This is a genomic window from Pseudomonas asturiensis, assembly GCF_900143095.1.
Taxonomy (GTDB): domain Bacteria; phylum Pseudomonadota; class Gammaproteobacteria; order Pseudomonadales; family Pseudomonadaceae; genus Aquipseudomonas; species Aquipseudomonas asturiensis.
The window spans coordinates 171,011-190,465 of sequence record NZ_FRDA01000007.1 but is presented as its reverse complement, the minus strand read 5'-3'; the positions used below and the strand labels follow the sequence as shown (position 1 = coordinate 190,465).

The 19,455-nt window shown below is 59.8% G+C and carries 14 protein-coding genes and 1 pseudogene; 14 read left to right on the top strand and 1 reads right to left on the bottom strand.

The features are described 5' to 3' along the window. Positions 1 to 107: 107 nt before the first annotated feature. Positions 108 to 1,187, bottom strand: coding sequence for a tRNA epoxyqueuosine(34) reductase QueG (gene queG, locus BUB69_RS14730; protein WP_073167978.1), 1,080 nt, complete (start codon positions 1,185 to 1,187; stop codon positions 108 to 110). Between the two features lie 63 nt (positions 1,188 to 1,250). On the opposite strand from queG, the gene BUB69_RS14725 reads away from it, so the two are divergent. The 14 genes and pseudogenes from BUB69_RS14725 to BUB69_RS14665 all read left to right on the top strand — a co-directional run bounded on the left by BUB69_RS14725 (position 1,251) and on the right by BUB69_RS14665 (position 19,433). Beyond that, positions 1,251 to 2,741 (top strand): bifunctional ADP-dependent NAD(P)H-hydrate dehydratase/NAD(P)H-hydrate epimerase, encoded by a 1,491-nt coding sequence (locus BUB69_RS14725; RefSeq protein WP_073167976.1) that lies wholly within the window; start codon positions 1,251 to 1,253, stop codon positions 2,739 to 2,741. Next, a complete protein-coding gene (tsaE, locus tag BUB69_RS14720; protein ID WP_175561741.1) occupies positions 2,729 to 3,199 on the top strand; it encodes a tRNA (adenosine(37)-N6)-threonylcarbamoyltransferase complex ATPase subunit type 1 TsaE in 471 nt (156 codons plus the stop codon). The genes BUB69_RS14725 and tsaE overlap by 13 nt, the downstream gene beginning before the upstream one ends. Before the next feature lie 14 nt (positions 3,200 to 3,213). Then, a complete protein-coding gene (locus BUB69_RS14715) occupies positions 3,214 to 4,638 on the top strand; it encodes an N-acetylmuramoyl-L-alanine amidase (protein WP_073167974.1) in 1,425 nt (474 codons plus the stop codon). Between the two features lie 62 nt (positions 4,639 to 4,700). Then, positions 4,701 to 6,605, top strand: coding sequence for a DNA mismatch repair endonuclease MutL (mutL, locus tag BUB69_RS14710; RefSeq protein WP_175561745.1), 1,905 nt, complete (start codon positions 4,701 to 4,703; stop codon positions 6,603 to 6,605). Beyond that, entirely contained in the window at positions 6,606 to 7,577 is a 972-nt protein-coding gene (gene miaA, locus BUB69_RS14705) for a tRNA (adenosine(37)-N6)-dimethylallyltransferase MiaA (RefSeq protein WP_073167970.1), read from the top strand. A gap of 91 nt (positions 7,578 to 7,668) precedes the next feature. Next, entirely contained in the window at positions 7,669 to 7,929 is a 261-nt protein-coding gene (gene hfq, locus BUB69_RS14700; RefSeq protein ID WP_024687522.1) for an RNA chaperone Hfq, read from the top strand. Positions 7,930 to 7,941: 12 nt separating this feature from the next. After that, entirely contained in the window at positions 7,942 to 9,243 is a 1,302-nt protein-coding gene (gene hflX, locus BUB69_RS14695) for a ribosome rescue GTPase HflX (RefSeq protein ID WP_073167968.1), read from the top strand. Positions 9,244 to 9,339: 96 nt separating this feature from the next. Next, on the top strand, positions 9,340 to 10,515 hold the full coding sequence (gene hflK, locus BUB69_RS14690; protein WP_073167966.1) for an FtsH protease activity modulator HflK: 1,176 nt from the start codon (positions 9,340 to 9,342) through the stop codon (positions 10,513 to 10,515). Further along, a complete protein-coding gene (gene hflC, locus BUB69_RS14685; RefSeq protein WP_073167964.1) occupies positions 10,515 to 11,384 on the top strand; it encodes a protease modulator HflC in 870 nt (289 codons plus the stop codon). Before hflK ends, hflC begins: the two co-directional genes overlap by 1 nt. 283 nt (positions 11,385 to 11,667) lie before the next feature. Continuing rightward, the gene (locus tag BUB69_RS14680; protein WP_073167962.1) at positions 11,668 to 12,855 is read left to right on the top strand and encodes an ATP phosphoribosyltransferase regulatory subunit; all 1,188 of its coding nucleotides are present in this window, start codon (positions 11,668 to 11,670) and stop codon (positions 12,853 to 12,855) included. Positions 12,856 to 12,909: 54 nt separating this feature from the next. Continuing rightward, on the top strand, positions 12,910 to 14,202 hold the full coding sequence (locus BUB69_RS14675; RefSeq protein ID WP_073167960.1) for an adenylosuccinate synthase: 1,293 nt from the start codon (positions 12,910 to 12,912) through the stop codon (positions 14,200 to 14,202). A gap of 531 nt (positions 14,203 to 14,733) precedes the next feature. Continuing rightward, a pseudogene (locus tag BUB69_RS29625) lies at positions 14,734 to 15,426 on the top strand (methyl-accepting chemotaxis protein); the annotation flags it as partial. A gap of 21 nt (positions 15,427 to 15,447) precedes the next feature. Continuing rightward, positions 15,448 to 16,332, top strand: coding sequence for a methyl-accepting chemotaxis protein (locus tag BUB69_RS29620; RefSeq protein ID WP_425439371.1), 885 nt, complete (start codon positions 15,448 to 15,450; stop codon positions 16,330 to 16,332). A gap of 164 nt (positions 16,333 to 16,496) precedes the next feature. Then, entirely contained in the window at positions 16,497 to 19,433 is a 2,937-nt protein-coding gene (locus tag BUB69_RS14665) for a hypothetical protein (protein WP_073167956.1), read from the top strand. Positions 19,434 to 19,455: the final 22 nt, after the last annotated feature.

Here is a 19,455-nt window from a genome sequence, read left to right as displayed (position 1 = left end):
CACTGAAGCGTCTGCTGGCAAATGAATCGCCAGTAGCCGCCTCCCACAGGTTCTGCATCTATCCAGTGAGACGTGTGTAGCGATGAGCGCAGAGCGGGTGGAAAGGTCTAACGGCCATGCCTGCCCAACGCCCATTCCACGTGCTCCCTGACCATGTCTGACGGGTACTCACGCCGCGCCTCCAGCGCTTCTATTACTGCAATGGTAGATGGCGCGTTACCCAGGCCGACGGCCAGATTGCGCAACCACCGCTCATACCCGGCGCGACGCAATGGTGAGCCCTCTGTATTGCTCAGGAATGTGGCTTCGTCCCACAGGAACAGCTCGGCCAGTCCGGCGTTGTCCAGGTTGTGGCGTGGCTGGAAGTCGCTCTGGTCGGTGGGGCGGGCAAAGCGGTTCCAGGGGCAGACAATCTGGCAGTCGTCGCAGCCGAATACCCGATTACCGATCAGTGGGCGCAATTCCTCGGGAATGGCTGTCTTCAGCTCAATGGTCAGGTAAGAAATGCAGCGCCGTGCATCCAGCACATAGGGACCGACGAATGCTGCAGTCGGGCAAATATCGAGACACGCGGTACAGCGCCCGCAATGTTCTGTGGCGTGTGGCGGATCGACCGGTAACGGAATATCCACGAACAATTCGCCGAGAAAGAAAAAGCTGCCTGCCTTGCGATTGAGCACCAGCGTGTTCTTGCCGATCCAGCCCAGTCCGGCCTGCTCGGCGATGGCTTTCTCCAGTACGGGGGCGCTGTCGACAAACGCTCGAAAGCCAAAGGGGCCGATGGCCTTCTGGATGCGCTCAGCCAATTGCTGCAAGCGTTTACGAATCAGTTTGTGGTAGTCGCGGCCCAGTGCATAGCGAGACACGTAAGCCTGTTCAGGTTCGCTCAGGCGCTGGGCCATGTGCGTATCGCCTGGCAGATAATCCATGCGCAGCGATACTACACGCAGCGTTCCGGGCACCAGTTCGTCCGGATGGGAACGTTTGCTGCCGTGGGCTGCCATATAGTCCATTTCGCCGTGATAACCCGCGTCGAGCCAGCGCTGCAAATGCTGCTCGTGCTCGGCAAGATCGAGCCCTGCGATGCCGACTTCCTGAAATCCGAGCTCACGGCCCCACGCCTTGATCGATTGCGCAAGGGTGACAAGGTCGTCGCAGGTAAGGCGTTCAGCAGTAATAGCGGACATGCGCAGAGAGAAACCAGAGCCAAGGTGCGTATAATTCTGCCAGACATCGGAGCCTAGAGACGCATGTTAGACACGAAACCCGAATTACCCGACGCGCTGTACAGTGCTGCGCAGGTCCGCGACCTCGATGCCCGACTGATTGCCGCAGGCACCTCAGGCTTTGAACTGATGCAGCGCGCCGCGCATGCGACGTGGCGCGCGATCCGCAGACGCTGGCCTGAAGCAAGTGAGCTGACCGTGCTGACCGGCCATGGCAATAACGCCGGGGACGGGTATCTGGTCGCGTCTCTGGCGCACAAGACCGGCTGGCAGGTGCGTGTCCTGGCAGTCGGCGATCCCGCTGCCCTCAAGGGCGATGCGGCGCTGGCGTACGCAGCCGCGGCGGGCGTCGATGTTCAGCCCTGGGCTGGCCAGCCGCTGGCGGGTGTTGTCGTCGATGCTTTGTTGGGGACGGGGCTCAACGGCGAAGTGCGCGAACCTTATCTGTCGGTCATCAGCACCATCAATGCCAGTGGCTTGCCGGTGGCGGCAGTGGATATTCCGTCGGGCTTGTGTGCCGACACCGGTCATTCTCTGGGGGTTGCGGTTCGTGCAGACCTCACGGTGACGTTTATCGGTCTGAAGATGGGTCTGCTGACAGGTGATGCTCCCGATTTGATCGGGCAATTGATTTTCGACGACTTGCAGGCCGATCCAGCCCTTGTCGCGCAGGCCACCAGCACGGCGCGGCGTCTTGACCCGCACTGCCTGCCTGTCCTGGCCCCTCGTCCGCATACGGCTCATAAAGGTATGTATGGTCGTGTGCTGGTGATTGGCGGTGATCAGGGATTTGGCGGTGCTGCGCTGTTGAGTGCCGAAAGCGCGTTGCGCAGCGGCGCAGGCATGGTCACTCTGGCCACTCGCCCGGAGCATGTGCCTGCAGCGCTGACGCGGATGCCGGAAATCATGAGCGCAGGTATCGGCTCGGCCAATCAGCTGATGACCCTGATCGACGCCGCCAGCGTGCTGGTCGTCGGACCAGGACTGGGCCAGGACAATTGGGGGCGCAGTCTGCTGTCGGCCGCGGCCGATGCGGATCGACCGCAGGTCTGGGACGCTGATGCCCTCAACCAGTTGGCGGCCGGGCATGTGGTGCTACCCGAGCAGAGCGTCATTACCCCGCATCCGGGGGAGGCGGCACGCCTGCTGGGGATCAGCACCGGGGAGGTTCAGGCCGACCGCGCGGCGGCCGCCCATGCGCTGGCGCGTAAATTCAATACCGTGTGCGTGCTCAAAGGCTCTGGCAGCCTGATCGCCGATGTCGACGGGCGCCTGGCATTGTGTGATCGCGGCCATCCAGCCATGGCGACGGCGGGTCTTGGCGATGTGCTGGCCGGCCTGGTCGGTGCGCTGATGGCCCAGCACATGACCCCGTTCGATGCCGCGTGCCTTGCGGTGTGGTTGCACGCCAGTGCCGGACAAAAGATCGGTGCTGCGGGGCGCGGCATGGCGGCCAGCGATATTATTCCCGCCATTCGTCAGTTATTGGAGGAGCTGCAACCGTGTCAGATTTAACGCTTGATGTGATCGGCGAAGAGGCCATGATGAGCCTCGGTGCATCTCTGGCCCGGGTCACCGAAGGGGTGGGTGTCATCTTTCTCGAAGGCGATCTGGGTGCGGGCAAGACCACGCTGTCGCGCGGGTTGATCAGGGGGTTCGGGCATGAGGGTGCCGTCAAGAGTCCGACCTTCACGCTGGTCGAGCCCTACGAGATAGGGGCAGTAAAGGCGTTCCACTTCGACCTCTATCGCCTCGTGGACCCGGAAGAGCTGGAGTACATGGGCATGCGTGATTACTTCGAGGCTGACTCACTTTGTCTCATCGAATGGCCCCAGCGTGGTGCAGGCTTTTTGCCAAAGCCGGACCTGACCATTACCATTAGGCCGCACGGAGAAGGTCGTTCCGTGATATTGAGCCCCACGGGTTCGCGTGGCGAACGCTGGTGTGCCACTTTGGCTTTGGAATTCAAATAGATATGGGGTTAGGTATGCGCATGCGCGCGCTGGTTACTGTAGTAGGTCTGCTGTTGATGGCCTTGGCTGTCGAAGCGCTGGCCGCTACGCAAGTACGAAGTGTCCGCTTATGGCGAGCGCCGGATAACACTCGGCTGGTGTTCGACCTTTCAGGACCTGTCCAGCACAGCGTGTTTACCCTGACTTCGCCTGATCGTCTGGTTATCGACATCAACGGTGCGACATTGGGCGGGCCGCTCAACGTGTCGACCGCCAATACGCCGATCACCAGCATGCGTTCGGCCCAGCGCACTGCAACCGACTTGCGCGTGGTCATTGATTTGAAGAAGGCGGTGACGCCCAAGAGTTTCACATTGGCACCGAACCAGCAGTACGGCAATCGCCTGGTCGTCGACCTGTTCGACAACGCTGCCGACGCCAACCCTTCGCCCGTGCCGACCATTGCAGATACCCCGGCGAACACCGCGCCAGCCGTTCCGATCAGCCCGGCCAAACCTGAAGTCAAGCTGACGCCGGTGCCCAATGGCAAGCGCGACATCGTGGTCGTGATCGATGCTGGCCACGGTGGCGAAGACCCCGGCGCTTCTGGCAGGGGTGGGGAGAAAGAAAAAAACGTGGTGCTGTCGATTGCACGCGAATTGCAGCGCCAGATCAATGCCGAGAAGGGCTATCGCGCCGAACTGACGCGAACCGGCGACTACTTTATTCCGTTGCGCAAGCGCACGGAAATCGCCCGCGCCAAAGGGGCTGATCTGTTTGTGTCCATTCACGCCGATGCCGCGCCGTCTACCGCAGCCTTTGGTGCGTCGGTGTTTGCTCTGTCCGATCGTGGCGCAACGTCTGAAACCGCGCGCTGGCTGGCGGACAGTGAAAACCGCTCCGACCTGATCGGGGGCGCCGGGGCCGTGAGTCTTGATGATAAGGACCGCATGCTTGCGGGCGTTCTGCTGGACCTGTCCATGACCGCGTCGCTGTCGTCGAGTCTGAACGTAGGGCAGAAAGTTCTGAGTAACATTGGTCGCGTGACCTCGCTGCACAAGTCACGTGTCGAGCAGGCAGGCTTCATGGTGCTCAAGTCGCCGGACATTCCGTCGATTCTGGTGGAAACCGGCTTTATCTCCAATGCCAACGAAGCCAACAAGCTGAGTTCGACCTCGCACCAGCAGGCGTTGGCGCGCTCGATCAACTCAGGCGTAAAGCAGTTCTTTCAGCAGAATCCGCCTCAGGGCACTTACATTGCCTGGTTGCGTGACAACGGCAAACTCGCCCAGGGCCCGCGCAACCATGTCGTTCGCTCCGGTGAAACGCTGGCCATGCTCGCTGCCCGTTACGACATGAACATCGCCACGTTGCGCAGCGCCAACAACCTGAAAACGGATGAGCTGAAAATTGGCCAGGACCTGCGAATCCCGAGTGCCGAGGTCGCGACGCAGCCATGAATAACGATGCAGCCAGCAGCGACCTTTTGCTCGACGGCGTCCAGCCGGACGCCGATCAGGTCATTCTGAACGCAGCCCGCATCGAGTTGCTCAGCCCCAGGCTGGCCAACCAGATCGCAGCGGGTGAGGTGGTTGAGCGACCGGCGTCGGTAATCAAGGAATTGCTCGAAAACAGCCTCGATTCCGGTGCGCGGCGCATTGATGTGGATGTCGAGCAGGCGGGTATCAAGCTGCTTAAAGTCCGTGATGACGGCAGCGGTATATCGTCTGATGACCTTCCGTTGGCGCTGGCGCGACATGCGACGAGCAAGATTCGCGACCTTGAAGACCTCGAGCGGGTGATGAGTCTGGGTTTTCGCGGCGAGGCGCTGGCATCGATCAGTTCGGTTGCGCGCCTTACCCTGACCTCCCGCACACGTGATGCCGATCAGGCCTGGCAGGTCGAAACCGAAGGCCGTGACATGGCACCACGGGTTCAGCCTGCCGCGCACCCGGTGGGTACGTCGGTGGAAGTGCGCGACCTGTTCTTCAACACGCCGGCACGCCGCAAGTTTCTCAAGGCCGAAAAGACCGAGTTCGATCATCTGCAGGAAGTGATCAAGCGCATGGCGCTGGCGCGCTTCGACGTGGCCTTCCATTTGCGGCACAACGGCAAGACCATCCTCAGCCTGCATGAAGCCCATGACGACACCGCCAGGGCGCGTCGCGTGTCGGCCATCTGCGGGCCGGGTTTCCTTGAGCAGGCGCTGCCCATCGAGATCGAGCGTAACGGCCTGCACCTGTGGGGTTGGGTCGGGTTGCCGACGTTCTCGCGCAGTCAGGCTGATCTGCAATATTTCTTCGTCAACGGCCGTGCGGTGCGCGACAAACTGGTTGCCCATGCGGTGCGCCAGGCCTATCGCGACGTACTGTTCAATGGCCGTCATCCGACCTTCGTACTGTTTTTCGAGGTCGATCCGGCGGCGGTGGATGTCAACGTTCACCCGACCAAGCACGAAGTGCGCTTCCGTGACGGGCGCACCGTGCATGACTTTCTTTATGGCACGCTGCACCGTGCGCTGGGTGATGTGCGCCCCGAAGATCAGTTGTCCGGCAGTGCGCCTGCACCCGCCATCGTGCGTCCGACGGGACCTGAGGCGGGCGAATTCGGGCCGCAGGGCGAGATGCGTCTGGCCAACAATGTGCTTGAGCAGCCGCAGGGCGAGACCTATACGCGCTCTGCAGGCTCGGGCTCAGGCGCAGGTGGCGGTTATCAGTATCAATATTCACCTCGACCTGCGTCGCCCGGTGCGCCGGTGGCCGAGGTGCAAAGCGCCTACCGTGAATTCTTCGCGCCGCTGCCGGGTGCTGCGCCGAGCTCGTTGCCCGAGTCGCCTGCCGATATTCCTCCGTTGGGCTACGCGCTCGCGCAGCTCAAGGGCATTTATATCCTGGCCGAAAACGCTCATGGGCTGGTGCTGGTCGATATGCACGCTGCCCACGAGCGGATCATGTACGAACGCCTCAAGATCGCCATGGCCAACGAGGGCTTGAGCGGACAGCCGCTGCTGGTGCCCGAGTCCATTGCGGTCAGTCAGCGTGAAGCGGATTGCGCCGAAGAACACCTGGCGACCTTTCAGCGTCTGGGCTTCGAGTTGCAGCGCCTGGGTCCCGAGACGCTGGCCATCCGGCAGATCCCGGCGTTGCTCAAGCAGGCCGAGGCCAACCGGCTGGTGAGTGATGTGCTCGCGGACCTGATGGAATACGGCACCAGTGACCGGGTGCAGGCGCACATGAACGAGCTGCTGGGCACCATGGCGTGCCACGGCGCTATCCGGGCCAATCGCCGCCTGGCGATCCCGGAAATGAACGGCCTGCTGCGCGACATGGAAAACACCGAGCGCAGCGGACAATGCAACCACGGTCGTCCTACATGGACCCAGATGGGTCTCAACGACCTGGATAAATTATTCCTGCGCGGTCAATGAATGAACGCTTTACCTCCGGCCATCTTTCTCATGGGGCCCACCGCTGCAGGCAAGACCGACCTTGCGATCGAGTTGACCAAGGTCTTGCCGTGCGAGCTGATCAGCGTCGATTCGGCGCTGGTCTATCGCGGCATGGACATCGGCACCGCCAAGCCTTCCAAGGCGCAACTGGCCCAATACCCGCACCGTCTGATCGACATTCTCGACCCGGCGCAGAGCTACTCCGCGGCCGATTTTCGTACCGATGCACTGGCCGCGATGGCCGAAATCACTGCCCGGGGAAATATTCCTTTGTTGGTGGGCGGCACTATGTTGTATTTCAAGGCTCTATTGGACGGGCTGGCGGATATGCCAGCGGCCGATGCGCAGGTTCGGGCTCAGCTTGAGGCTGATGCTCAGGCAAACGGCTGGCAGTCGTTGCATGATCAGTTGGCGGTGGTCGACCCGGTGTCGGCAGCGCGTATTCACCCCAACGATCCGCAGCGCTTGATCCGTGCGCTGGAGGTTTATCGCGTCAGCGGAATGAGCATGACCGCACACCGCGAGCAACAAACTGCGCAAAGTACCGAAGCAGCCGCATCGGGGCGTCAGCAATTGCCCTATACTGTTGCCAGTCTTGCGATAGCTCCGGCTGATCGCAAGGTGCTGCATGACCGCATCGCACTACGTTTTTTGCAAATGCTGGACCAAGGGTTTCTGGACGAAGTACTGGCATTGCGCTCACGGGGCGACCTGCATTCAGGTCTGCCATCGATACGAGCCGTCGGTTATCGCCAGGTCTGGGATCACCTGGATGGAAAGCTGACACGGGATGAAATGCAGGAGCGGGGCATCATTGCAACGCGTCAACTGGCCAAACGGCAATTCACCTGGCTACGCAGCTGGGAGAATCTGCACTGGCTGGACAGCCTGGCCAGCGACAATCTGCCACGCGCCTTGAAATACCTGGGATCGGTCTCCATATTGAGCTGAGTCCCTGCAATAGCCGTCTATCCTTGGGGGGTAGCCGGTAAGCCAATCGAATTCGATTTATTATTTATTGATCCTTAAAGGAGTGCGGCACATGTCAAAAGGGCATTCGCTACAAGACCCTTACCTGAATACCTTGCGTAAAGAGAAGGTCGGGGTATCGATCTACCTGGTCAACGGTATCAAGCTGCAGGGCACGATCGAGTCTTTCGACCAGTTCGTCATTTTGCTGAAGAACACTGTCAGCCAGATGGTCTACAAACACGCTATTTCCACCGTTGTACCGGTTCGTCCGATTCGTCTGCCCAGCGCTACCGACGCTGACGGCGGCGATGCCGAGCCAGGTAACGCCTGATAGGAGTCTGCCTTGTTCTTTGAGCGCCACAGTGGTGGTGAACGGGCCATTCTCGTTCATCTGGATGGTCAGGACCCTGAGGCGCGCGAAGATCCGCAGGAGTTTCAGGAGTTGGCCATGTCGGCTGGTGCCGATACCGTCGCGTTTATCAACGTGCCGCGTCATCGGCCATCTGCCAAATACCTGATTGGCTCTGGCAAGGTCGAGGAGCTTCGCGACCAGGTCAAGGCCGAACAGGCCGATATCGTGATCTTCAATCACACCCTCACGCCCAGTCAGGAACGTAACCTCGAACGTGTTTTCGAGTGTCGCGTGCTTGACCGCACCGGTCTGATTCTGGACATCTTCGCCCAGCGCGCGCGTACCCATGAAGGCAAACTGCAGGTCGAACTGGCCCAGCTTGAGCACATGAGTACCCGTCTGGTACGCGGCTGGACCCACCTTGAGCGACAGAAAGGCGGGATCGGCTTGCGCGGTCCGGGTGAAACCCAGCTTGAAACAGACCGTCGTCTGCTTCGGGTACGCCTGCGTCAGATCAAGGGGCGACTGGAAAAAGTCCGCAGTCAGCGTGATCAGGCCCGCCGTGGCCGTCGTCGCGCCGACATCCCTTCGGTATCGCTGGTGGGCTACACCAACGCCGGCAAGTCCACGCTGTTCAATGCCGTGACCGATTCGGACGTGTTTGCGGCCGATCAGTTGTTCGCCACGCTGGACCCTACGCTGCGTCGTCTGCAACTCGATGACCTGGGTCCGATTGTGCTGGCCGACACAGTGGGCTTCATTCGCCACTTGCCGCACAAACTGGTCGAAGCCTTTCGCGCCACGCTTGAAGAATCAAGCAACTCCGATTTACTGCTGCATGTGATCGACTCCCACGAGCCGGACCGCATGACGCAGATCGAGCAGGTCATGGCCGTGCTCGGTGAGATCGGAGCCGAGGGCTTGCCGATCCTTGAGGTCTATAACAAACTCGATCTGCTTGAAGGCGTTGAGCCTCAGATACAGCGCGATGCCGATGGCAAACCGCAGCGTGTCTGGTTGTCTGCCCGTGATGGTCGGGGGCTGGACCTGCTCAAGCAGGCTGTAGCCGAACTGCTGGGTAACGATCTGTTCGTCGGCACCCTGCGCCTGCCTCAGCGTCTCGCTCGACTGCGGGCCCAGTTTTTCGAACTGGGTGCCGTACAGAGCGAAACGCACGACGAGGAGGGCTCAAGTCTGCTGGCAGTGCGTATACCGCGCGTTGAACTCAATCGTCTGGTGACTCGCGAAGGATTGCAGCCGCTGGAGTTCATCGAGCAACACACTTTGCAATAAAAGCACGAGAAAGCCGTTGTACGGCTTTCGCGGGCATTCTGTAGCATGGGGCGGCGCGCCGAAGGTGCGCCTTTGCTTTATCAGATGGAGAGCGCTATGGCTTGGAATGAGCCGGGTGGCAACTCGAATAATCAAGATCCCTGGGGTGGCAAACGCCGTGGTGGCGACCGCAAGGGACCACCTGATCTCGACGAGGCCTTCCGTAAGCTGCAGGAGAGCCTGAATGGGTTGTTCGGCGGCGGTAAGAAACGCAGTGGTGATGGCAGTGGTGGCAGCCCAGGCAAAGGCGGCGGCTTCGGCCTGCTCGGCATTGGTCTGGTGGTGCTCGTCGCTTTCTGGCTCTACAGCGCGATCTACGTCGTTGATGAGCAGGAGCAGGCTGTCGTGCTGCGTTTCGGTCAGTACCACGAAACCGTGGGCCCGGGCCTGAACATCTATTTCCCGCCGTTCGATCGCAAGTACATGGAAAACGTGACGCGCGAGCGTGCCTACAGCAAGCAGGGCCAGATGCTCACCGAAGACGAGAACATCGTCGAAGTGCCGCTGACCGTGCAATACAAGATCAGCAACCTTCAGGACTTTGTCCTGAACGTCGATCAGCCTGAAATCAGCCTGCAGCATGCCACCGAAAGTGCGCTGCGCCATGTCGTGGGTTCCACGGCGATGGACCAGGTGCTGACCGAAGGCCGTGAGCTGATGGCGAGCGAGATCAAGGAACGTCTGCAACGGTTCCTCGATACTTATCGCACAGGTATCACCGTTACTCAGGTGAACGTACAGAGTGCGGCTGCGCCGCGTGAAGTGCAGGAAGCCTTCGATGACGTGATCCGCGCCCGTGAAGACGAGCAGCGTGCACGCAACCAGGCTGAAAGCTACGCCAATGGCGTGATCCCGGAAGCCCGTGGTCAGGCTCAGCGTATTCTTGAAGACGCCAACGGTTATCGTGACGAAGTGGTTTCCCGCGCCAAGGGTGAAGCTGACCGCTTTACCAAACTGGTTGCCGAATACCGCAAGGCACCTGAAGTGACCCGCCAGCGTCTGTATCTGGACACCATGCAGGAAGTCTTCAGCAATACCAGCAAGGTGCTCGTGACCGGCGACAAGGGTCAGAACAACCTGTTGTATCTGCCACTCGACAAGATGATGGAAAACAGTCGCAGCGGTACCGGCAATGCGTCGGGCACCGGTAATTCATCCTCGACTGGAACTGATGCTGGCGTGCGAGCGGCGGATACTCAGCAGCGCGATGTACGTACCAGGGAGAGTCGCTGATGAGCAATAAATCGCTGATCACCCTAATTGTTGGTGTGGTCCTGGCAGTCGTTGCCTGGAACAGCTTCTACATCGTGTCCCAGACCGAGCGTGCAGTGCTGCTGCAATTCGGTCGTGTGGTACAGGCTGATGTGCAGCCGGGCCTTCATGTGAAGGTTCCTTACGTCAATCAGGTGCGCAAGTTCGATGGCCGTCTGCTGACCCTCGATGCCCCGACCCAGCGTTTTCTGACGCTCGAGAAGAAGGCGGTGATGGTCGATGCTTATGCCAAATGGCGCGTGAAGGATGCCGAGCGTTTCTACACGGCAACTTCCGGTCTGAAGCAGATTGCCGACGAGCGCCTTTCGCGTCGTCTGGAATCGGGTCTGCGTGACCAGTTCGGCAAGCGCACCCTGCACGAAGTCGTGTCGGGTGAGCGGGATGCACTGATGGCCGATATCACCGGCTCGCTGAACCGCATGGCTGAAAAGGAATTGGGTATCGAAGTGGTCGACGTTCGCGTCAAGGCCATCGACCTGCCCAAGGAAGTGAACCGCAGCGTGTTCGAGCGCATGAGCACCGAGCGTGAGCGTGAAGCCCGTGAACACCGTGCCAAGGGTAACGAGCTGGCCGAGGGTATCCGTGCCGACGCCGACCGTCAGCGTCGTGTGTTGTTGGCCGAAGCCTATCGTGAGTCTGAAGAGGCGCGCGGTGACGGTGATGCACAGGCCGCCGCGATCTACTCCAAGGCTTATGGTCAGGACCAGGAGTTCTACGCGTTCTATCGCAGCCTGCGTGCCTACCGTGAAAGCTTCGCGAACAAGAGCGACATGCTGGTGCTTGACCCGAACAGCGAGTTCTTCCGCTATCTGGAAAAAGCCAAGCCGTAATACCAGGCTGTAATAAATCACCCGCCGGGCGGCAAAACTGCCCGGTGGGGTGATCGTACGGTAAAACGTGTGTATCATGCGGCAGCCGGGAAATTCCCGGCTTTTTTGCGTCTGCACGATTGATTGGTCGCAGCCTGCAGGGCGAGCGGCAAGATTTTTCGAGGAAAGTGGTCTGCAAGGCCTGTCTCGGGCGTTTGTCGTGCCCGTCGTACAGCGCATCACTTTCTGCTTCACTCAAGGCTGGCCTCAAGGCTGGCCGCCCGGATCACAGGGGAATGGCGTAATGGCAACGGTTGACCGCTGGCTGCTACCAGATGGCATCGAAGAAGTACTGCCACCAGAAGCGGCGCGCATTGAAGTAGCGCGCCGTCAGGTGTTGGATCTGTTCCAGAGCTGGGGCTATGAGTTCGTCGTCACCCCGCATATCGAGTACCTCGAGTCTTTGCTGACGGGCGCAGGCTCTGATCTGGATCTGCGCACCTTCAAGGTCATCGATCCGCAATCGGGTCGGCAGATGGGCTTCCGCGCCGACATCACGCCGCAGGTCGCGCGCATTGATGCGCACACCCTCAAGCGTGAAGGTCCAAGCCGTCTGTGCTACGCAGGCAGTGTCCTGCATGCCCAGCCGCGTGCGCTGTCTTCCTCGCGCAGCCCGATTCAGCTCGGTGCCGAGCTGTACGGTGATGCAAGCCCTAGCAGTGACGTTGAAGTCATCAGTCTGATGCTCGCCATGCTGCAACTGGCCGATGTGCCGGATGTGCACATGGACCTTGGGCATGTCGGTATCTACCGTGGGCTTGCACGTGCCGCTGGCCTGTCAGGCGAAGTCGAGCAACAGTTGTTCGATGCACTGCAGCGCAAGGCCATCGACGAAGTGGTCGCCCTGACGGCCAATCTGCCGCAGGAACTGGCTTCGATGCTGCGTGCGCTGGTTGACCTGTGCGGTGGCCACGAAGTGCTGGCCGCGGCCCGTGATCGTCTGGCTGGCGCGCCTGCTCCGGTGCTGGCTGCGCTGGACGATCTGGTGAGCATTGCCGATCGCCTGGCTGCGCGATTCCCGCAGTTGCCGCTGTATTTCGACCTCGGCGAGCTGCGTGGTTATCACTACCATACGGGCGTTGTGTTCGCGGTGTTCGTGCCGGGTGTCGGGCAGTCGATTGCTCAGGGCGGTCGTTACGACGACATCGGTGCCGACTTCGGTCGTGCCCGTCCGGCGACTGGCTTTTCCACCGACCTGAAAACCCTGGTCACCCTGGGTCAGGCAGAAATCGTATTACCGTCCGGCGGTATCTGGGTGCCGGACAGTACGGATGCGGCACTCTGGCAGCAGGTATGCCAGTTGCGCAGCGAAGGTCAGCGTGTGGTTCAGGCCTTGCCTGGGCAGCAGGTGAGCGCCGCGCGTGAAGCCGACTGTGACCGGCAATTGATTCAGCATGGCGAGCACTGGCAGGTCATGCCGCTGGCTTATTGAGTATTCCTGCCGGCCGCTGCCGGCACCAAGTTTGCGTGAATGAGGACGAGTGTTATGGGTAAGAATGTCGTAGTCCTGGGCACCCAATGGGGTGATGAGGGCAAAGGCAAGATCGTTGATCTGCTGACCGAACATGCTGCCGCCGTAGTTCGTTATCAGGGTGGCCACAACGCGGGTCACACCCTGGTGATCGACGGTGAGAAGACCGTATTGCACCTGATTCCGTCCGGTGTACTGCGCGAAGGCGTGCAGTGCCTGATCGGCAACGGTGTCGTGGTTGCTCCCGACGCATTGCTGCGCGAAATCATCAAGCTGGAAGAGAAAGGCATTCCGGTGCGCGAGCGTCTGCGCATCAGCCCTTCCTGCCCGTTGATTCTGTCTTATCACGTTGCGCTGGACCAGGCGCGTGAAAAAGCCCGTGGCGAGTTCAAGATCGGCACCACCGGTCGCGGCATCGGCCCGGCTTACGAAGACAAGGTTGCACGTCGTGGTCTGCGCATCGGCGACCTGTTTCACCGTGAGCGTTTCGCGTCCAAACTGGGCGAGTTGCTGGATTACCACAACTTCGTACTGGTCAATTACTACAAAGAGCCTGCCATCGATTTCCAGAAGACGCTCGACGAGTGCATGGAATACGCTGACCTGCTCAAGCCGCTGATGCTCGATGTGACCGCCGAACTGCACGGCATGCGTCGCGACGGCAAGGACATCATGTTCGAAGGTGCCCAGGGTTCGTTGCTGGACATCGATCATGGTACATACCCGTACGTCACCAGCTCCAACACCACCGCTGGCGGCATCGCCACGGGGTCGGGTTTCGGTCCGATGTACCTGGATTACATCCTGGGTATCACCAAGGCCTACACCACTCGCGTCGGTTCCGGTCCGTTTCCGACCGAGCTGTTCGATGATGTCGGTGCGTTCCTGGCCAAGCGCGGCCACGAGTTCGGTGCAACCACGGGCCGTGCTCGTCGTTGCGGCTGGTTCGATGCGGTCATCCTGCGTCGTGCTATCGAAATCAACAGCATTTCGGGCCTGTGCCTGACCAAGCTGGACGTGCTCGACGGTCTTGAAACCATCAACATTTGCGTGGGTTACAAGAACGAGAACGGCGCTGTGATCGAAGCTCCTACCGATGCCGACAGCTACATCGGCCTTGAGCCGGTCTACGAGCAGATGCCAGGCTGGACCGAATCCACCCTGGGTGCCCGCACGCTGGAAGAACTGCCTGCCAACGCACGCGCTTACATCAAGCGTGTCGAAGAGCTGGTAGGCGCACCTATCGACATCATCTCTACCGGTCCTGATCGCAACGAAACCATCGTTTTGCGTCACCCGTTCGCGTGATACCTCGTTAGCTGCAAAAAGAAGGGCCGCCATGTGCGGCCCTTTTTTTGTCTGCAGCGCTCCAGGAGAGTCGGGTTTCGCGTCCGCTACTGCCCGGCCAATAAAATGTGAATTGCATCACGGCACGGCGCTTGCTATACAAACGACAAATTAGTGCCACTATTTTAATGGCGCTCAAGGTGGAGGGATTCTCCTGTGTCGGCTGTGTTATCTCTGTTGCGAAGTCGTTTGTTGCGCCCTGTCTTTATTGCGCTGGGTATCGCCCTTTTGGTGCAGGTCGTGGTCGCGGTTGCGCTCACCCGGAGCACGGTCACTGCGCTTGAAGCGGATCTTGCCAATCGGTTGGGGGTAGATTCGCAACATGTGTCGTCCGAACTGGAACGTGCGAGTAGTGAGGTGACATCCAGTCTGGACGCACTCTCGTCCAGTACACGCCAGCGACTCAGTGGCGGCCTGTCCACACGCCTGAAGGAAGAGCAGGCGCAACTGCGCGCCACGCTGGAAAAAGACCTCAGGGAATCCGCTACCGACATGGCCGAACTGCTGGCTGCCGTTGCGCCTCGCGCCATGTGGGATAACGACACGCCGACCCTGTCCGAGTTTGCCCGTCGTGCCCAACGCAACCCAAACGTACTGTTCGTGGTGTATGACGATGCTACGGGCGAGCACCTGACGCGGTACATGAATCGTGACAATCCTCTGGTCAAAGCGCTTCTCGCCAAAGGTGAGGGTGAGCGGGCCATGGACAAGATCCTCAATGCCGCGAAAAACGACCCTTCGGTTTACTACGTCGAAGCCTCCATCAGTCCTAATGGTGTCGAGATCGGCAAGGTGCGCATGGGCGTCTCCACTGCATCGGTCGAAGAAAATCTGGCCGCACTGGACAAGCGTTTCGCGACCTTGATCACCAGTGGCGAGCAACTGGTCTCCGAGAGTCTGGCGGGGGCTTCCAAAGACAGCTCGGCGGCGTTGCGCACTCGTCTGGAGTCAGCGCAGTCGGCCGCGACGGCGATGGCCAGCAATACCCGTTCTGCTGTTCAGGAGGCGGCTGAGACCCTGCGTTGGAACATCGGCCTGGGACTGGCGCTGATCGGCCTGGCGGTGTTGCTGCTGCTGGCCGTTGTGCTCGGCCGTCGTGTGGTCAACAAATTGCACCTGCTGATTGCTGCGCTCGATGATCTGGCGGCGGGCGAGGGGGATCTGACGCGTCGCGTCAAGCTCGACAGCAATGACGAAATCGGCGACATGTCGGCAGCGGTCAACCGGTTCATCGACAAGCTTCAGCCTATCGTTCGCGAAGCGGGAGAGGTCGCTCAACTGACCGGTGTCGAGATTGGTGCGATGAGCCAGCGAAATGCCGGTGCAGACGCCGCGGCGGCCTTGCAGCGTGACGAAGTGGCGGCCAGTCTGCAGGCGTTGGCGCAAATGGCCGATGAGGCTCAGGCGGAAAGCCAGGCCATGCAGGAGGCGTTACGGCAGGTGATCGACATTAAGCAGGCCACGGATGAGAACACGCGTACGTCCAACCAGGTCGGCGGCTTGATCGAGGCATTGGCCGGTCAGGTCGAAACCGGCTCGCAAGTGATCGAGCGTCTGGCACGGCAGAGCGAACAGATCGAAGTGGTGCTGGAGGTGATTCATGGCATTGCCGAGCAGACCAACCTGTTGGCCCTCAACGCAGCGATTGAGGCTGCGCGAGCGGGCGAGACGGGTCGCGGTTTTGCGGTGGTGGCCGATGAGGTTCGCGCGCTGGCCAGCAAGACCCAAAGTTCGACCGGTGATATTCAGGAGCACATCACCAAGTTGCAGGCCGGTGCCAAAGAAGCGGTGGCAACTATCGGTCTGGCCGGTCGACAGGCGAAGGAAGGTCTGGCCGTTCTGCGCGACAGTGCGCGACTTCAGCAGACGGTGCAGACCTCGGTGGAGCAGGTTCATGCCGCTATCGGTCTGGCCACGCGTGCCGCCGAGCATCAGGCACAGGGCGCTCAGGCTGTGAGAGGGCGTGTGGAAGTGATTCATGCCCAGGCCGAGAAGGCCGCTCAGGCTGTCGTGGAGACGACGGCCAGTGGCCGGACGCTCGACAAGCTGTCTGCGCGCTTGAAGGCGAGCCTGGGGCAGTTCCGGGCCTAGTCCAGGCCTGCTTGATTGCCTGTTATAGCGTGTTTTTGTTCACGTGCAACTATAGGTTTTGCCAGTAGCAAGTACGGGATTCGGGCAGGTTAATACTCCATGGGGATCGTCACCGAGAGATCGACGATCCAGCGTTTCAACGCACAAACCATGGAGCGTATTCGATGGCCATCAAGAAAAAAAACAGTAAAAAAGTAATTCCTACGACCAGGCCGTTTCCCCCGTTCATCGGGGAATTGCCTGATGTCGTGCACAAGTGGGTCGGGGTTGAGGTGGATCTGGACGCCAGTTCAACGCCTGCCGGGCCTTCGGGGGCGACTTACAACATGGCGGGCGGGCCACTGCCGGTAAGTGTGACGGCGGGCACAACGCCTGCGACCAATCAACTTCCTTTCGTTGATGGCGATGCGGTCACTGTCGAGCTCTCGGTGGAGGGCGTTGCAGGGATTGTCTGGAGTGACTCATTCACCGCCAGGTTCAGGTACATCCCCGATCCAAGGCGCAGTTACTTCGGTGATTACCGCACGTTTTATATTCCTGCTGATGAGGTGAAAGCCTATGCAGGGAAAAAACTGGCCCTCAAGTGCATTGCACAAAGTCCGCGCGGCAAGCTGCGTGTTTCTAATCCGTTGGCTTTTCTGGTCAGAGGACTGCCTGCGTCCGATAAGGATGCCGGGACAACGCCAGGGGAGGGCAGTGTTGCCTTGCCTGAGCCGGTGGTGCTGGAAGCTATCAGTGATACGGTCGATCCTGACAGCCTTGGCACTCAAGGCGAGTCGAGGTACCTGACCGTCGCGATTGACTACGCGATGGAGCCTGGCGATATCGTCAGGTTTTCCATGACAGGCCGGGATGTCGAACAGAAGGAAATAGTGTTTACGGACAGGGAGGTTCTGATCAACGAGTCCAGCCTTGCGAAGCGTCCGCTGACCATCACTTTCCCTGAAGAGCAGATCAAACCCTTGATTGGAGGGATCATCGTTCTCTCGTATCAAGTGGGAAGAAAGGGCGCATGGCAGCGTTCGCCCGTAAAGACCATCGGCATCGGCATCGGGCCGAGCCTGACCGGGTTGCCGCCTTTCGTTAATGAGGTTAAAGAAGGTCGGCTGGATCCGGCCAGCGTTACCCAGTCCGTTGATGTGCATATCCCGTCAGCGGGCACGAGAGTGGGGGACAAGCTCACGCTCTACTGGAATGACACCTCAAGAAAACGTCCGTTTACGGCTAACACTGTGGTCACGCAGTTGAATGTGGATGGCGACGTTTCATTCAAAGTGCCGGTGGATCAGGTCGTGAGTTTCAATCGCGGCAAGGTGGTCATCCTGTTTTATACGATCGAACGCGGGTCGGATGACGGCAAGAAAGCCTCCTATCGTTCAGGCGACTACCGCTTCTTTGTGGGTGATGAGCACGAGCAACGTCTCGCAGGCTCGGCCGTTCTCACAGCTCCCAAGGTCGATGGCATTAATGCCGGGGCCATTGATCCTTCGCTCCTCAATGCGGGAGTGGGCATCACGGTGCCTTTTTCGGGGACTCAGGAGGGGGACAGCGTATCGGTTTTCTGGCAAACAGGTAGCGATGCGCCGGCATTGATAGGGACCGTTCAGGTCGATGCTACAAACGTTGATGTGAATCTGTCATTCCTGGCGCCTGCCGAAGCGGCGAAGGCAGCGCTCGATAAGAAAGTCACGGTCTACTATGTGATCACGCGCCAGTGGCTGGAAGGCCGGTCGCAAAAATTCCGCTCGCAGGAAGTGCTATTCAGCGTGGGTGTCGTGGCAGAGTCCGGGCAGCCTCCTGCGCCGATCATCAAGCACGCGTACGAAGACTGGCTCGATCCAATGGCTGTCCTGGCCGGCGAGACGGTGACGGTCCAGCCTTATCCTTCGATCGCTGTGGGAGATGAGGTCAGGCTCACCTGGTTGGGGATGCCGGGCGCAGGAACGCCGGAACTGCCGCCGCAAACGGTCAGTGACGTCAGCAAGCCGCTGGTGTTTACGATCCCGCCGTCGGCGGTGGGCTGGAGCATGGGGGCGCAAGTCTGGGTCTACTACGAGATAACCCGTAAGGGTCGCGCTGAGCTCGTGACGTCCGAGGCGGCAGTCATTGATGTCGATATGCTGGGCCATGATCATTTGAGTGTGCCGGTGGCCGATCAGGCGTCCTGGGATTTGCTCGATCTGTCCCGGCCCTTCGAGTATGTAACGTTCTCGCTGAAAAAATGGCCGTTCATACAGGCTGGCCAGAGAATATGGCTGTCCCTTGAGGGGGTAGACAAGAATGACGCTCCCTGGAAAGTTCATCTCTGGATCGCGAAGCGGGTGACGACGGCGCAGGCTTCTCAAGGGATTATCGCGAAGATTCCTTACAGCAGGTTCGTCAGTGTCAAGGACGGCAGCAAAATCAGGGTGTTTGCGAAGGTCACGTATGATGGTGATATCGGTCCCAAGTATGCTGATCACTTTCCCGTGCTGATCTTGAGCGTGCAGCAGCCCTCTCTTGTCGTTCCTGTCAGTTTGAGCATTTTGCCGACTCACATGACGCTGAAGGCCTCATATCCACCTGAAGGCAATACCCCTGTCGGTGCGACGGCTGAGCTCAAGCCGCAAGGGGGGACCGTGCCTTACCGCTTTGAGTCCGATGATGCGAGCGTTGCCGACGTGAGCCCGAAGGGTGTCGTCAGGGCTATGAGCAATGGCGAGGCTGTGGTCGCCATCCATGATGCTGCCGTTGCCAGGGTTGAGGTGGGCGTCTACGTCGAAGGTTTTCCAGAGCTCTATCTGCTGGAACGAGGCACGTATGAAGAATGCGAGGCTTGGGCAAAGGAGGATGGGCTGACGATTCCGACACTGAGTGATTTAAGGCGCGTGTGCACCGATCCGGCCAATCCGGTGGATTTCAGTGATATTTCTCCCGCCATTCTCTGGACGAGTGATACGGACGATTCGCAAACGTACCGCACGCTGTATCTGCCAGTGGATGATCTGGAGCGCGTCGTCGACAGGGCGAGCGCAGATTTGATGATGGCCTATGGTTCGGTCATCGTGTTCGAGGCTCAGTACGAGGAGAGTGAAGAGGACGACGAGGTGTCCGACGTCTGAAAGGAGCGGGCAAAGGTGGGGG

Excerpts from the sequence above, each read along its gene's own strand:
- BUB69_RS14725 (WP_073167976.1), top strand. The coding sequence starts at position 1,251 with ATGTTAGACACGAAACCCGAATTACCCGACGCGCTGTACAGTGCTGCG.
- hflK (WP_073167966.1), top strand. The coding sequence starts at position 9,340 with ATGGCTTGGAATGAGCCGGGTGGCAACTCGAATAATCAAGATCCCTGG.
- BUB69_RS14680 (WP_073167962.1), top strand. The coding sequence starts at position 11,668 with ATGGCAACGGTTGACCGCTGGCTGCTACCAGATGGCATCGAAGAAGTA.
- BUB69_RS29620 (WP_425439371.1), top strand. The coding sequence starts at position 15,448 with ATGTCGGCAGCGGTCAACCGGTTCATCGACAAGCTTCAGCCTATCGTT.
- hfq (WP_024687522.1), top strand. The coding sequence starts at position 7,669 with ATGTCAAAAGGGCATTCGCTACAAGACCCTTACCTGAATACCTTGCGT.
- hflC (WP_073167964.1), top strand. The coding sequence starts at position 10,515 with ATGAGCAATAAATCGCTGATCACCCTAATTGTTGGTGTGGTCCTGGCA.
- BUB69_RS14675 (WP_073167960.1), top strand. The coding sequence starts at position 12,910 with ATGGGTAAGAATGTCGTAGTCCTGGGCACCCAATGGGGTGATGAGGGC.
- BUB69_RS14665 (WP_073167956.1), top strand. The coding sequence starts at position 16,497 with ATGGCCATCAAGAAAAAAAACAGTAAAAAAGTAATTCCTACGACCAGG.
- miaA (WP_073167970.1), top strand. The coding sequence starts at position 6,606 with ATGAACGCTTTACCTCCGGCCATCTTTCTCATGGGGCCCACCGCTGCA.
- queG (WP_073167978.1), bottom strand. The coding sequence starts at position 1,187 with ATGTCCGCTATTACTGCTGAACGCCTTACCTGCGACGACCTTGTCACC.
- BUB69_RS14715 (WP_073167974.1), top strand. The coding sequence starts at position 3,214 with ATGCGCATGCGCGCGCTGGTTACTGTAGTAGGTCTGCTGTTGATGGCC.